This window comes from Pseudomonas sp. PDNC002 (genome assembly GCF_016919445.1).
Taxonomy (GTDB): Bacteria; Pseudomonadota; Gammaproteobacteria; order Pseudomonadales; family Pseudomonadaceae; genus Pseudomonas.
The window spans coordinates 4,934,100-4,948,739 of sequence record NZ_CP070356.1 but is presented as its reverse complement, the minus strand read 5'-3'; the positions used below and the strand labels follow the sequence as shown (position 1 = coordinate 4,948,739).

The 14,640-nt window shown below is 66.5% G+C and carries 13 protein-coding genes; 10 read left to right on the top strand and 3 right to left on the bottom strand.

The annotated features are described in order from the left end of the window. Positions 1-239: 239 nt before the first annotated feature. Positions 240-1,589, top strand: coding sequence for an MFS transporter (locus JVX91_RS22250; RefSeq protein WP_205336285.1), 1,350 nt, complete (start codon positions 240-242; stop codon positions 1,587-1,589). A 3-nt stretch (positions 1,590-1,592) separates the two neighbouring features. On the opposite strand, the gene JVX91_RS22245 is transcribed toward JVX91_RS22250, so the two are convergent. After that, a complete protein-coding gene (locus JVX91_RS22245) occupies positions 1,593-2,465 on the bottom strand; it encodes a LysR family transcriptional regulator (protein ID WP_205336284.1) in 873 nt (290 codons plus the stop codon). A gap of 148 nt (positions 2,466-2,613) precedes the next feature. Between JVX91_RS22245 and JVX91_RS22240 the strand changes: the two genes are divergently transcribed. The 9 genes from JVX91_RS22240 to pcaC all read left to right on the top strand — a co-directional run bounded on the left by JVX91_RS22240 (position 2,614) and on the right by pcaC (position 11,157). Next, complete coding sequence (locus tag JVX91_RS22240) at positions 2,614-3,735, top strand: muconate cycloisomerase family protein (RefSeq protein WP_205336283.1); 1,122 nt, start codon at positions 2,614-2,616, stop codon at positions 3,733-3,735. Between the two features lie 31 nt (positions 3,736-3,766). Beyond that, positions 3,767-4,057, top strand: coding sequence for a muconolactone Delta-isomerase (catC, locus tag JVX91_RS22235; protein ID WP_017519458.1), 291 nt, complete (start codon positions 3,767-3,769; stop codon positions 4,055-4,057). Positions 4,058-4,104: 47 nt separating this feature from the next. Beyond that, positions 4,105-5,037 (top strand): catechol 1,2-dioxygenase, encoded by a 933-nt coding sequence (gene catA, locus JVX91_RS22230; protein ID WP_205336282.1) that lies wholly within the window; start codon positions 4,105-4,107, stop codon positions 5,035-5,037. 322 nt (positions 5,038-5,359) lie between these two features. Then, positions 5,360-6,208 carry a CoA transferase subunit A gene (locus tag JVX91_RS22225; RefSeq protein WP_205336281.1) on the top strand — a complete coding sequence of 283 codons (849 nt, stop codon included), beginning with the start codon at positions 5,360-5,362 and terminating at the stop codon, positions 6,206-6,208. Next, on the top strand, positions 6,208-6,990 hold the full coding sequence (locus JVX91_RS22220; RefSeq protein WP_054907656.1) for a CoA-transferase subunit beta: 783 nt from the start codon (positions 6,208-6,210) through the stop codon (positions 6,988-6,990). The genes JVX91_RS22225 and JVX91_RS22220 overlap by 1 nt, the downstream gene beginning before the upstream one ends. After that, positions 6,987-8,192 (top strand): 3-oxoadipyl-CoA thiolase, encoded by a 1,206-nt coding sequence (gene pcaF, locus JVX91_RS22215; protein WP_205336280.1) that lies wholly within the window; start codon positions 6,987-6,989, stop codon positions 8,190-8,192. The genes JVX91_RS22220 and pcaF overlap by 4 nt, the downstream gene beginning before the upstream one ends. 211 nt (positions 8,193-8,403) lie before the next feature. After that, positions 8,404-9,762 carry a 3-carboxy-cis,cis-muconate cycloisomerase gene (locus tag JVX91_RS22210; protein ID WP_205336279.1) on the top strand — a complete coding sequence of 453 codons (1,359 nt, stop codon included), beginning with the start codon at positions 8,404-8,406 and terminating at the stop codon, positions 9,760-9,762. A 10-nt stretch (positions 9,763-9,772) separates the two neighbouring features. Then, positions 9,773-10,561, top strand: a complete 789-nt coding sequence (gene pcaD, locus JVX91_RS22205) for a 3-oxoadipate enol-lactonase (protein WP_205336278.1) — start codon at positions 9,773-9,775, stop codon at positions 10,559-10,561. A 197-nt stretch (positions 10,562-10,758) separates the two neighbouring features. Continuing rightward, positions 10,759-11,157, top strand: a complete 399-nt coding sequence (gene pcaC, locus JVX91_RS22200) for a 4-carboxymuconolactone decarboxylase (protein ID WP_205336277.1) — start codon at positions 10,759-10,761, stop codon at positions 11,155-11,157. 348 nt (positions 11,158-11,505) lie between these two features. Here the strand turns inward: pcaC and JVX91_RS22195 are convergent, their stop codons facing one another. Together JVX91_RS22195 and JVX91_RS22190 are read right to left on the bottom strand one after the other, a co-directional pair. Beyond that, entirely contained in the window at positions 11,506-13,458 is a 1,953-nt protein-coding gene (locus JVX91_RS22195; protein WP_205336276.1) for an acetoacetate--CoA ligase, read from the bottom strand. A gap of 175 nt (positions 13,459-13,633) precedes the next feature. After that, positions 13,634-14,536 (bottom strand): hydroxymethylglutaryl-CoA lyase, encoded by a 903-nt coding sequence (locus JVX91_RS22190; protein ID WP_205336275.1) that lies wholly within the window; start codon positions 14,534-14,536, stop codon positions 13,634-13,636. Between the last annotated feature and the right edge of the window lie 104 nt (positions 14,537-14,640).

Sequence of the window (14,640 nt, the reverse complement as noted above, 5' to 3'; positions counted from 1 at the left end):
TAACCGCCCACAGGCGCGATTATCGAATTGAACGGCTGCACGTCTCTTCGTACTGTTGCTCAACCCGTCCAGCCGGACGGGCAATAACAACAATGAGCGTCAGCCATGGCCCCTGTGTGCCTGCCTTACCCGCCGGTTCGTGCGTCCAGCAGCTCGCGCCTCATTCCTGTCCAGCTTGCGGGAGTGCAGGGCGATCCAGCCGGCCTTCCCGCGACGACGCCTTCGCAGGAAGTCTTCGCATGACCAGTTCCGCCCACGTGCCCGCTGCCGGCACCCTCGACGTCCAGTCCTTCATCAACGCCCAGCCGCTGTCGCTGTACCAGTGCCGTATCGTGCTGCTGTGCTTCCTCATCGTCTTCCTCGACGGCCTGGATACCGCCGCCATGGGCTTCATCGCTCCGGCGCTGACCCAGGAGTGGGGCATCGACCGCGCCAGTCTCGGTCCGGTGATGAGCGCGGCGCTGATCGGCATGGTGTTTGGCGCGCTGGGCTCCGGCCCGTTGGCCGACCGGTTCGGGCGCAAGGGTGTGCTGGTGGTGGCGGTGTTCCTGTTCGGGCTGTTCAGCCTGCTCTCGGCCTACAGCACCAACCTCGAACAACTGATGGCGCTGCGCCTGCTGACGGGCATCGGCCTCGGTGCGGCGATGCCCAACGCGACCACGCTGCTCTCGGAGTACACCCCCGAGCGCCTCAAGTCGCTGCTGGTCACCAGCATGTTCTGTGGTTTCAATCTCGGCATGGCCTCGGGCGGTTTCGTCTCCGCCAAGCTGATCCCGGCCTACGGCTGGCACAGCCTGCTGTTGCTCGGCGGCGTGCTGCCGCTGGTGCTGGCGGTGGTGCTGCTGGTGTGGCTGCCGGAGTCGGCGCGCTTCCTGGTGGTGCGCAATCGCGGGGCGGACAAGATCAAGCGCGTGCTGGCGCCGATTGCGCCGGCCGAGGTGGTCACCGCCCGCGAGTTCAGCGTGCCGGAACAGAAGACGGTGCAGAGCCGCAACGTGTTCAAGGTGATCTTCTCCGGCACCTATAGCGCGGGAACCCTGCTGCTGTGGCTGACCTATTTCATGGGCCTGGTGATCGTCTACCTGCTCACCAGCTGGCTTCCGACGCTGATGCGCGACGCCGGCGCGAGCATGGAGCAGGCCGCCTTCATCGGCGCGTTGTTCCAACTCGGCGGGGTGCTCAGTTCGGTGGCGGTGGGCTGGGCCATGGACCGTTTCAATCCGCACAAGGTCATCGGCATCTTCTACTGCCTGGCCGGCGTGTTCGCCTACTGCGTGGGGCAGAGCCTGGGCACCGTCACGCTGCTGGCGACCCTCGTACTGGCCGCTGGCATGTGCGTGAACGGCGCGCAGTCGGCGATGCCTTCTCTCGCCGCGCGCTTCTATCCGACCCAGGGCCGCGCGACCGGAGTGTCCTGGATGCTCGGCATCGGCCGCTTCGGCGCCATCCTCGGTGCCTGGATCGGCGCAACGCTGCTGGGCCTGGGCTGGAACTTCGAGCAGGTACTGACCGCACTGGTCGTGCCGGCCGCCATCGCCACCGCCGCCGTGGTGATCAAGGGCCTGGTCAGCCACGCCGACGCGACCTGATCCTCAGGGCTGGCTCGCGCCGATCAGTTGCAGGCAGCGCTGCAGCGGCGCGCTGACGTCGCCGCGACGCTGGCTGAGGATGATCGGTGAAACCGCCTCGGCGTCGGTCAGCGTGGCATAGCCGATGTCGGCGCGGTGCTGTTGCTGCACCGATGCCGGCACCAGCGCCACGCCCAGGCCGGCGGCGACAAGGCCGATGGCGGTCTGCAATTCATTGGTCCACTGCGCAACACGCACGCTCAGACCGTGGTTGGCGAACAGCGCCAACACGTGATCGGCATAGCTGGGGCGTGGGTTGGCGGGGTAGAGCACGAAGTCCTCGCCGGCCAACTGCTCCAGGCTCACTGGCCGACCCAGCAGACGGTGCCCGGCGGGCAGCACGGCAACCATCGGCTCCTCACGCAGGACGATCTGGCTGATCGCCGGATCGTCGATGCGGATGCGTCCGAAACCGATGTCGATACGCCCGCTTTTCAGCGCCTCGACCTGCTGCACCGTGGTCATTTCCTGCAAGCCCAGCTCCAGGCCGGCGTCGCCGCGCAGCTCGCGGATCAACTCGGGTAGACCGTCGTACAGGGTCGAGGGCGCGAAGCCGATACCGAACCACTGGCGCTCGCCTCGGCCGATGCGCCGCGTGCTCTCGCAGATGCTTTCCAGCTGAGCCAGCAGGGTGCCGGTCTGCTCGTGGAAATAGCGTCCGGCGTCGGTCAGGCGCAGCGGCCGGCCGCGCTCTAGCAGCGGCACGCCAAGCAACTCCTCAAGCTGCTGGATCTGCCGGCTCAGCGGCGGCTGGGCGATGTGCAGGCGCTCGGCGGCGCGGGTGAAGTTGAGGGTGCCGGCCACTTCGCGGAAGTAGCGCAGGTGTCGCAGCTCCATGATACCTCCAGGGTATGCAACAAGACGGCATCGATATTGGACTGCCTGCTGACCCCGGCGCAATCCTTCGTCAATCGCGAAAAGACCTTCCGGGTATCGCTAATTGACTGCCCGGCCACCCCAGAAATCCCAGACCGGAACGCCGTCCATGAGTAGCCCCGTCATCGAACGCATCGAGTCGATCATCGTCGACCTGCCGACCATCCGCCCGCACAAGCTGGCCATGCACACCATGCAGCGGCAGACGCTGGTGATCATCCGCCTGCGCTGCTCCGACGGCGTCGAAGGCATCGGCGAAGCCACCACCATCGGTGGTCTGGCCTACGGCAACGAGAGCCCGGAAAGCATCAAGGCCAACATCGATGCGCACTTCGCGCCGCTGCTGCATGGGCAGGACGCGAGCAACATCAACGCTTGCATGCAGCGCCTGGACAAGTCGATCAAGGGCAACACCTTCGCCCGTTCGGGTATCGAGAGCGCACTGCTGGACGCCCAGGGCAAGCGCCTTGGCCTACCGGTCAGCGAGCTGCTCGGCGGCCGCGTGCGCGACAGCCTGGAAGTGGCCTGGACCCTGGCCTCCGGCGACACCGCCCGCGACATCGCCGAAGCCGAACAGATGCTGGAGATCCGCCGCCATCGCATCTTCAAGCTGAAGATCGGCGCCAACCCGCTGGAGCAGGACCTCAAGCATGTAGTGGCAATCAAGAAGGCTCTGGGCGAGCGCGCCAGCGTGCGCGTGGACGTCAACCAGGGCTGGGACGAATCCCAGGCCATCCGTGGCTGCCAGGTGCTCGGCGAGAACGGCATCGACCTGATCGAACAGCCCATCTCGCGCATCAACCGCAGCGGCCAGGTACGCCTGAACCAGCGCAGCCCGGCGCCGATTATGGCCGACGAATCCATCGAGAGCGTGGCCGACGCCTTCAGCCTCGCCGCCGACGGCGCGGCGAGCATCTTCGCCCTGAAGATCGCCAAGAACGGCGGCCCGCGTGCCGTGTTGCGCACCGCGCAGATCGCCGAAGCGGCCGGCATCGCGCTGTACGGCGGGACCATGCTCGAAGGCGCGGTCGGCACCCTGGCCTCGGCCCACGCCTTCATCACCCTGGAAAAACTGACCTGGGCCACCGAGCTGTTCGGCCCGCTGCTGCTCACCGAGGAAATCGTCACCGAAGCGCCGGTGTACCGCGACTTCCAACTGCAGGTGCCGCGCACACCCGGCCTGGGCCTGACCTTGGACGAAGAGCGCCTGGCGCGCTTCCGTCGTGCCTGACTTTTTCGATTGAGATAGAGGAGAAAACCCGATGCTGTTCCACGTGAAGATGACCGTGAAATTGCCTGTCGACATGGACCCGGCCAAGGCAGCCCAGCTCAAGGCCGACGAAAAGGAACTGGCCCAGCGCCTGCAGCGCGAGGGCAAGTGGCGTCACCTCTGGCGCATCGCCGGGCACTACGCCAACTACAGCGTGTTCGACCTCGCCAGCGTCGAGGAACTGCACGACACCCTGATGCAGTTGCCGCTGTTCCCCTACATGGACATCGAGGTCGACGGGCTCTGCCGCCATCCGTCCTCGATCCATTCCGACGACCGCTGATTTTCGCTCCGTACGACTCAACAAGAACAAGACTTGAGGATCGCACCATGACCGTGAAGATTTCCCAGACTGCCGATATCCAGACCTTCTTCCAGGAGGCCAGCGGCGCCCAGAACGATGCTGGCAACCCGCGGGTGAAGAACCTCGTCCTGCGCATCCTGCAGGACACCGCGAAGCTCATCGAAGACATGAACGTCACCCCCGACGAGTTCTGGAAAGCCGTGGACTACCTCAACCGCCTGGGCGCTCGCCAGGAAGCCGGCCTGGTGGTCGCCGGCCTGGGCATCGAGCACTACCTCGACCTGCTACTGGACGCCCAGGATGCCGCCGTCGGCATCGAAGGCGGCACCCCGCGCACCATTGAAGGCCCGCTGTACGTGGCCGGCGCGCCGCTGTCCGAAGGCGAGGCGCGGATGGATGACGGCCAGGATGCGGGCACCGTGATGTTCCTCTCCGGCCGCGTGTTCGACCTCGACGGCAAGCCGCTGGCCGGCGCCGTGGTAGACCTCTGGCACGCCAACACCAACGGCACCTACTCGTACTTCGACAGCACCCAGTCCGAATTCAACCTGCGCCGGCGCATCGTCACCGACGCCGAGGGTCGCTACAAGGCGCGCAGCATCGTACCCAGCGGCTACGGCTGCCCGCCGGACGGCCCGACCCAGGAGCTGCTCAATCAACTCGGCCGCCACGGCCAGCGTCCGGCGCACATCCACTTCTTCATCTCCGCGCCGGGGCATCGCCACCTGACCACGCAGATCAACCTGGCCGGCGACCAGTACCTGTGGGACGACTTCGCCTACGCCACCCGCGACGGGCTGATCGGCGAAGTGCGTTTTGTTGAAGATGCAGCCGCCGCCAAGGCGCGAGGTGTGGAAGGGCGCTTCGCCGAGATCGAGTTCGATTTCCAGCTGCAGCAGGCTGTGAGTGCTGGCGCCGAAGACCGCAGCAACCGCCCCCGCGCCTTGCAGCAAGCCTGACCTTGATCCCCAACCTCCGAGCTCTCCGGCTGGCCGTAGGAGCGGATCTTATCCGCGAAGGGCCTTGCGCCAATTCCACGTGGGCACTAGAGAGCGGGCCATGCCCGCTGTTCGCGGAGAAGCTCCGCTCCTACAACTGCGTTTCGTGCTCGGCGTGACCGGGGCAGGCGCCGGTCCTCCTGCCATGACAGGAAACGGTGTCCGTTAGCCCTCTAAGAGAAGTGTTCGATATTCGCACCAATAGTCGATTATCGCATTGTTCGCCAATCCCCCCGGCGGTACCTTTTTCCCACCCGCACCACCCCTTACAACGAGACCGACCATGGCTGAACTCCTGACTCTCCGCGAAGCGGTCGAGCGCTTCGTCAACGACGGCGATACCGTCGCGCTCGAAGGCTTCACCCATCTGATCCCGACCGCCGCTTCCCACGAGCTGATCCGCCAGGGCAAGAAAGACCTGCACCTGGTGCGTATGACGCCCGACCTGGTCTATGACCTGCTGATCGGCGCCGGCTGCGTGCGCAAGCTGACCTTCTCCTGGGGCGGCAACCCCGGTGTCGGTTCGCTGCACCGCCTGCGTGACGCGGTGGAGAAGGGCTGGCCGCGCGAGCTGGAGATCGACGAGCACAGCCATGCCGACCTGGCCAATTCCTACGTCGCCGGCGCCTCGGGCCTGCCGTTCGCGGTGCTGCGCGCCTACGCCGGTTCCGACTTGCCCAAGGTCAACCCGAACATCAAGTTCATCAACTGCCCGTTCACCGGCGAGCAACTGGCCGCCGTGCCTTCGGTGCGCCCGGACGTCACCGTGATCCACGCGCAGAAGGCCGACCGCAAGGGCAACGTGCTGCTGTGGGGCATCCTCGGCGTGCAGAAAGAGGCCGCCCTGGCTGCCAAGCGCTGCATCGTCACCGTGGAAGAAATCGTCGACGACCTGAACGCGCCGATGAACTCCTGCGTGCTACCGACCTGGGCGCTGTCCGCCGTCTGCCTGGTGCCCGGCGGCTCGCACCCGTCCTACGCCCACGGCTACTCCGAGCGCGACAACCGCTTCTACCAGGCCTGGGACCCGATCGCCCGCGACCGCGACACCTTCAACGCCTGGATCGACACCTATATCCGTGGCACGAAAGATTTCAGCGAGTTCCGTAGCAAGCTCGCGGAGGCCAAGTAATGAGCGCCTACAGCACCAATGAAATGATGACCGTGGCCGCCGCCCGCCGCCTGAAGAACGGCGCCGTCTGCTTCGTCGGTATCGGCCTGCCGTCCAAGGCTGCCAACCTCGCGCGCCTGACCGCGTCCCCTGACGTGGTCCTGATCTACGAATCCGGCCCCATCGGCGCCAAGCCCAGCGTGCTGCCGCTGTCCATCGGTGACGGCGAGCTGGCCGAGACCGCCGACACCGTGGTGCCCACCGGCGAGATCTTCCGCTACTGGCTGCAGGGCGGGCGTATTGACGTCGGTTTCCTCGGCGCCGCCCAGGTCGACCGCTTCGGCAACATCAACACCACCGTCATCGGCGACTACAACAAGCCGAAGGTGCGCCTGCCCGGTGCTGGCGGCGCGCCGGAGATCGCCGGTTCGGCCAAGGAAGTGCTGATCATCCTCAAGCAATCCCACCGCACCTTCGTCGACAAGCTGGCCTTCGTCACCTCGGTCGGCTTCGGCGAGGGCGGCGACCACCGTCAGCAACTCGGCCTCCCAGGCAAGGGCCCGGTGGCGATCATCACCGACCTGTGCATCATGGAACCGGAAGCCGGCAGCAACGAATTCATCGTCACCTCGCTGCACCCGGGTGTGACCCGCGAGCAGGTGGTCGAGAACACCGGCTGGGCGATCCGCTTCGCCGAGCAGGTGAGCGAAACCGTCGCCCCGAACGAGATCGAACTGACCGCCCTGCGTGCCCTGGAGGCTCGCACTGCCGCCGCCCACGGCCAGCTGGGAGGTGAGGAATGAGCCGCGAGGTCTTCATCTGCGACGCCGTGCGCACGCCCATCGGCCGCTTCGGCGGCTCGCTGGCCGGTGTGCGCGCCGACGACCTTGCTGCCGTGCCGGTGAAGGCGCTGGTAGAGCGCAACCCGCAGGTCGACTGGGCTGCGCTGGACGAGGTCTACCTCGGCTGCGCCAACCAGGCCGGCGAGGACAACCGCAACGTGGCGCGCATGGCGCTGCTGCTGGCCGGCTTGCCGGAGAGCGTGCCGGGCGTCACCCTCAACCGTCTCTGCGCCTCGGGTCTGGACGCGGTAGGCACCGCCTTCCGCGCCATCGCCAGTGGTGAGGCCGAGTTGGTCATCGCCGGCGGCGTGGAGTCCATGTCCCGCGCGCCCTATGTGATGGGCAAGGCTGACAGCGCTTTCGGTCGCGGGCAGAAGATCGAGGACACCACCATCGGCTGGCGCTTCATCAACCCGTTGATGAAGGCACAGTACGGCGTGGACGCGATGCCGCAGACCGCCGATAACGTGGCCGACGATTACAACGTCAACCGCGCTGACCAGGATGCCTTCTCCCTGCGCAGCCAGCAGCGTGCCGGCATCGCCCAGGCCAACGGCTACTTCGCCGAGGAAATCGTCCCGGTGGTGATCAAGGGTCGCAAGGGCGAGACCGTGGTCGACACCGACGAGCACCCGCGCCCGGACACCACCCTGGAAGCGCTGGCCAAGCTCAAGCCGGTCAACGGCGAAGGCAAGACCGTCACCGCCGGCAATGCCTCGGGCGTCAACGACGGCGCCGTGGCGCTGATCCTGGCCAGTGCCGAAGCGGTGAAGAAACACGGCCTGACGCCGCGTGCGAAAGTGCTCGGCATGGCCAGCGCCGGCGTCGCCCCGCGCTTGATGGGCGTCGGCCCGGTACCAGCGGTGCGCAAGCTGCTGGAGCGCCTGAACCTGTCGATGGGTCAGTTCGATGTCATCGAGCTGAATGAAGCCTTTGCCGCACAGGGGCTGGCGGTCACCCGCGAACTCGGTATCGCCGATGATGATGCGCGGGTGAACCCCAATGGCGGCGCCATTGCCCTCGGCCATCCGCTGGGTGCCAGTGGTGCGCGGCTGGTGCTGACTGCTGTGCATCAGTTGCAGAAGGCTGGTGGCAGGCTGGGCCTGTGCACCATGTGTGTGGGTGTGGGGCAGGGTGTGGCGTTGGTGGTTGAGCGCGTTTGATCAAGAGCCCCTCACCCTAACCCTCTCCCGGAGGGAGAGGGGACCGTTCGGCGTGGCGACAAGTGCGTGCACCTCCTGAAGCCTCAGGATGCATGCCGGAATATCTTCTCGCTGCAGACGGCTCCCTCTCCCTCTGGGAGAGGGCTGGGGTGAGGGCAGCCCAACACGCCATACTGTCCCGCATACGCACTCTGATCTCCGGAGCCAACCCGTGAGCACCAACCACCTGTTCGACGCCTACTTCACCCAGCCCGCCATGCGCACGATCTTCAGCGACCACGGCCGGGTGCAGGGAATGCTCGACTTCGAGGCCGCCTTGGCTCGTGCCGAGGCCCGCGTAGGCGTGATCCCGGTAAGCGCAGTGGCACCCATCGCCGCCGCCTGCCGCGCCGAACTCTACGATTTCCAGGCACTGGCCCAGGCCATCTGCAGCGCCGGCAATTCCGCGATCCCGCTGGTGAGGGCGCTGGGCAAGCGCATCGCCGCCGAGGACGACGAAGCCGAGCGCTACGTGCATCTTGGAGCCACCAGCCAGGACGCCATGGACTCTGGCCTGGTCCTGCAACTGCGTGCCGCCATCGAGTTGCTGGAGAGTGATCTCGCCCAACTGGCCGACGCGCTCGCCGTTCAAGCACAAGCCCATGCCAGCACGCCCATGGTCGGTCGCACCTGGCTGCAACACGCCACGCCGGTCACCCTCGGCATGAAGATCGCTGGCTGGCTGGGTGCGATCACCCGCCATCGCCAGCGCTTGAACGAACTCAAGCCGCGTCTGCTGTGCCTGCAGTTCGGCGGCGCCTCCGGCAGCCTAGCCGCCTTGGGCGAGAAGGGCTTCGCCGTGGCCGAAGCACTCGCTGAAGAACTGGACCTGCATCTGCCCGAGCAACCCTGGCACACCCAGCGCGACCGGCTGGTGGAGTTCGCCAGCCTGCTCGGCCTGGTCGCCGGCAGCGTCGGCAAGCTCGGCCGCGACCTCAGCCTGCTGATGCAGACCGAGGCCGGCGAAGTCTTCGAACCGTCCGCGCCGGGCAAGGGTGGTTCGTCCACCATGCCGCACAAGCGCAACCCGGTGGGCGCTGCCGTGCTGATCGGCGCGGCCACCCGTGCGCCGGGATTGGTCTCGACGCTGTTCTCCGCCATGCCGCAGGAGCACGAGCGCAGCCTCGGTCTGTGGCATGCCGAATGGGAGAGCCTGCCGGAGCTGTGCTGTTTGGTTTCCGGTTCGCTGCAACAGGCGCTGTCCCTTGTGCCGGGCCTGGAAGTCGACGCCGAGCGCATGCTCGCCAACCTCGACCTGACCCGCGGCCTGGTGCTCGCCGAAGCCGTGAGCATCGCGCTGGCACAGCGTATCGGCCGCGATGCCGCCCATCACCTGGTGGAGCAGTGCTGCAAGCAGGCGGTGAAGGAGGGCGCGCACCTGCGCACCGTGCTCGGCGCCAATGCCGAGGTCGCCGCGCAATTGAATGCCGATGAACTGGATCGCCTGCTCGATCCCGCCCATTACCTGGGTCAGGCACGCCGCTGGGTTGAGCGCGCACTGGCCGAACACCAAGAACTGTCTTTACGTTAGGAGCCTTTGCATGCCTGCCGTACGTCTCGCCGATGGCGATCTGAATTACCTCCTTGAAGGGCCTGCCGACGCTCCGGTGCTGGTGCTGTCCAACTCCCTGGGCACCGACCTGCACATGTGGGACGCGCAGGTCGCGGCCTTCACCGAACACTTCCGCGTGCTGCGCTATGACACCCGTGGCCACGGCGCCTCGCTGGTCACGCCCGGCCCCTACAGCATCGAGCAGAACGGCCGCGACGTGTTGGCGCTGCTCGACGCACTGGACATCCCGCGCGCGCACTTCTGCGGCCTGTCCATGGGCGGCCTGATTGGCCAATGGCTGGGTGTCCATGCACCGGAACGCCTCTCGCGCCTGGTGCTGTGCAACACCGCCGCCAAGATCGGCACCCCGGAAATCTGGAATCCGCGCATCGAGACCGTACTCAGCGGCGGTGCCGAGGCCATGCGCAACCTGCGCGATGCGTCGATCTCGCGCTGGTTCACCGCCGACTTTGCCGAGGCTGAGCCGGGCAAGGTCGAGCCTATCGTCGGCATGCTGGCGCAGACCTCGCCGGAAGGTTACGCGGCCAACTGCGCCGCCGTGCGCGATGCCGATTTCCGTGGCGAGATCGGTGCGATCACGGCGCCGACGCTGGTGGTTTGCGGTGCCGCCGACCCGGTGACTACCACCGAGGATGGCCGCTTCCTGCAGGCGCGCATTCCGGGTGCCGAGCTGGTGGAGTTCCGCGCTGCGCACCTGTCGAATGTGCAGGCTGGCGATGCTTTCAGCCAGCGTGTGCTGGCCTTCCTGCGCGCCTAAAAGATCAAATGCCCCTCTCCCTAACCCCCTCCCGTAAGCGGGAGAGGGGACTGTTCGGTGCAGGATGAAACGATGGCGTCAGTCGGCATGGTCGGCTTCCTCGCCCTTCTGAACGGGGTGCGTAGCCTGGGCTGGGGAGAGCGAAACGACGCGCAGAAGCAGAGATATGCTCCTACAGGTGAACACCGGAGTTAGAGATGGACGAGAAAGAACGTTACGAAGCCGGCATGCAGGTCCGCCGCGCGGTGCTGGGCGATGCCCATGTCGACCGCAGCCTGGAGAAGCGCAACGCCTTCAACGAGGAATTCCAGGAGATGATCACCCGCCACGCCTGGGGTGACATCTGGACCCGCCCGGGCCTGCCGCGCCACACCCGCAGCCTGATCACCATCGCCATGCTGATCGGCATGAACCGCGAGGGTGAACTCAAGCTGCACCTGCGTGCCGCGCGTAACAACGGCGTGAGCCGAGAAGAGATCAAGGAAGTGCTGCTGCAGAGCGCGATCTACTGCGGCATCCCCGCCGCCAACGCCACCTTCCACCTCGCCGAAGAGGTGTGGGACGAGCTGGGTACCGAGTCGCTGGGCGACGCCTGATCAGTGCCACTTGGACCACGCATCCGGGTGGTGTCTGATTTTGCCGGTCGGATTCGCGAGCAGGCTCGCTCCTACAGGTTTGTTCCGCCGCGCTCTCGTAGGATCGAGGGGGACGCCTAGTCCTTGCTCGCGAACCGAGGCCTGTACGGTGGTGGGGCTGGAAAGCGATCGCGGACAGGGTCCGCTCCTACAGGATCAAACGCCCCTCACCCTAGCCCTCTCCCAGAGGGAGAGGGGACTGTTCGGAGCAGGGAGAGGTCGCGCTATCAGCCGGCACGTATGGCTCCCTCTCCCCTTGGGAGAGGGCTGGGGTGAGGGAAATGCGTAGGCACGGCGCTCCCCAAAAACTTAGCTCTCCAGCTCCTTCCGATCCCTGAACAACTCCAGCGCCTGCGGATTGGCCAGCGCGTCGGTGTTCTTCACTGGTTGCCCGTGCACGACGTTGCGCACCGCCAGTTCGACGATCTTGCCGCTGATGGTGCGGGGAATATCGGTCACCGTGAGAATCTTCGCCGGCACGTGGCGCGGGGTGGTGTTGCTGCGGATGGTCTGGCGGATGCGTTCCTGTAGCGCTTCATCGAGCTCCACGCCGTCGCGCAGGCGCACGAACAGCACCACGCGCACGTCGCCCTGCCAGTCCTGGCCGATGGCGATGGACTCCAGCACCTGCTCGATCTTTTCCACCTGGCGGTAGATTTCCGCGGTGCCAATGCGTACGCCGCCGGGGTTGAGCACGGCGTCGGAGCGGCCGTGGATCACCAGGCCGCCGTGTTCGGTTTCCTCGGCATAATCGCCGTGGGCCCAGACGCCGGGGAAGGTGGCGAAGTAGGCGTCGAGGAATTTCTCGTTGTTATCGTCGTTCCAGAAGCCTACCGGGATCGACGGGAAGTGCCGCACGCAGACCAGCTCGCCTTTCTCACCGTGCACCGGTTTGCCAGCCTCGCCCCAGACTTCCACCGCCATGCCCAGGCCCTTGCATTGCAGCTCGCCGCGCCACACCGGCGCGGTCGGGTTGCCCAGGGCGAAGCAGGACACGATGTCGGTGCCGCCGGAGATCGAGGACAGGCAGAGGTCGGCCTTCACGTCGCGGTAGACGTAGTCGAAGCTCTCATGGGCCAGCGGCGAGCCGGTGGAGAGGAGGGTCTTCAGGCGCTCCAGCGAGTGCGTCTGGCGCGGCCGCACGTTGGCCTTCTCCAGTGCCGCGATGTACTTGGCGCTGGTGCCGAAGACACTGATGTGCTCCGCATCGATCAGGTCCATCAGCCGCTCCGGGCCGGGATGGAAGGGCGAGCCGTCGTAGAGCACCAGGGTGGCGCCGACGGCCAGGCCGGAAACCAGCCAGTTCCACATCATCCAGCCGCAGGTGGTGTAGTAGAACAGCGTGTCGTCCCGGCCCAGGTCAACGTGCAGGCCGTGTTCCTTCAAGTGCTGCAGCAGCACGCCGCCGGTGCCATGCACGATGCACTTGGGCACGCCGGTGGTACCGGAGGAGTAGAGGATGTACAGCGGGTGGTCGAACGGCACCGGGGTGAACACCGGTTCGCCGACGCTGTGGAAGAAGTCCTCCCAGAGGCTTACACGGGCGGCAGTCTGGAAGTCGCTACGGCGAGTGTGGCCGTTGGCGTAGGGGACGATCACCAACTGCTCCAGGCTTGGCAACTGGGCGAGGATTTCGTTGAGCTTGGCGGTGAGGTCCAGCACCTTGCCGGCGTAGCGGTAGCCGGCGCAGGCGATCAGCACCTTGGGTTCGATCTGGCCGAAACGGTCGATCACGCCCTGGGTGCCGAAGTCCGGCGAGCAGCTCGACCAGGTGGCGCCCAGGCTGGTGGTGGCGAGCATGCCGACCACGGTCTGCCAGGTGTTGGGCATGAAGGCCGCGACACGGTCGCCGACGCCCACCCCGGCTTCGCGCAGGGCGCGCTGCAGGCCGGCGACCTGGGCGGCCAGTTCGGCGTGGCTGATCACCTCGCGGCGCTCGTCCTCGCTGATGGCGATCAGTGCCGGCTTGTGGTCGCGGCGGCGCAGCAGGTGTTCGGCGAAGTTCAGGGTGGCGCCGGGGAACCAGCGCGCATCGGGCATTTCCGGGCCTTCCTCGAGCACCGCCGTGGGCGCCTCGTGGAATTGCACGCCGAAGGTATCGACGATGGCCAGCCAGAAGGCCTCGCGCTCGGCGATGCTCCAGGCGTGCAGGGCGGCGTAGTCGGGCAGGTCAAGCCCGTGCTGCTGCGCCACCTTGCGGCGGAAGGCGTCCATGCGGGTGGCGGCGATGCGTTCGGGGGAGGGGGTCCATAGCGGTGTCATCGTGGGCGTCCGTCCGGTTTTTCTTTCGAACCAGTTTGGCACGGGACGCCGAGATGTAGGAGGCGCGAAAGGTTTTTGTAGGAGCGAGGGGGACGCCTGGTCCTTGCTCGCGAACCGCACCCGCAGCGGGGTTTGTTCGCGAGCAAGCTCGCTCCTACAGGTCCAGGCAGGTGCCTTAGCGCTTGGACAACTGCGCCTTGGCCACTCGCGAGCCATTCGGCTTGTCGAGCACGGAGCAGATGCGCGCGCCGGCGTCGATCAGTTTGTCCAGGTCGATGCCGGTGTGGATGCCCAGGCCGTTGAGCAGGTAGAGCACGTCTTCGGTAGCAACGTTGCCGGTGGCGCCCTTGGCGTAGGGGCAGCCGCCGAGGCCCGCGACCGAGCTGTCGAACACCGCGATGCCTTCCAGCAGGCTGGCGTAGATGTTCGCCGTGGCCTGGCCGTAGGTGTCGTGGAAGTGACCGGCCAGTTGCGCGCGCGGCACGCGCTGGGACACGACCTCGAACATGTGGCGGGTGGCGCCGGCGGTGCCGACGCCGATGGTGTCGCCCAGGGACACTTCATAGCAGCCCATGGCGTGCAGTTCTTCGGCAACGGCGGCGACCTGCACCACGTCCACCTCGCCCTGGTAGGGACAGCCGAGCACGCAGGAGACGTAGCCGCGCACGCGCACGCCGTGCTGGCGAGCCGCTTCCATCACCGGGATGAAGCGCTCCAGGCTCTCCTTGATCGAGCAGTTGATGTTCTTCTGCGAGAAGGCTTCGGAGGCAGCGGCGAACACTGCGACTTCCTTCACCTGGGATTCCAGCGCGGCCTCGAAGCCCTTCAAGTTCGGCGCCAGGGCGGCGTAGGTGACGCCGGCCTTCTGCTGGATGCCGGCGAAGACTTCCGCCGAGCCGGCCATCTGCGGCACCCATTTGGGCGAGACGAAGCTGCCGACCTCGATGTAGCCCAGGCCGGCGGCGGTGAGGTCATCGACCAGGCGGACCTTGTCGGCCACGGCGATGGGTTGCTTCTCGTTCTGCAGGCCGTCGCGCGGGCCGACTTCGACGAGGCGGACGGATTGGGGCAGGGTCATTTGCGGTCCTCGTGGTGTTCTGGGGAAAAGGGTGCGTCATGCTACGCACCCTCTCCCTAACCCTCTGACTGGGCGTCCCCCCGTGAAGAGAGGGGACTGTTCGA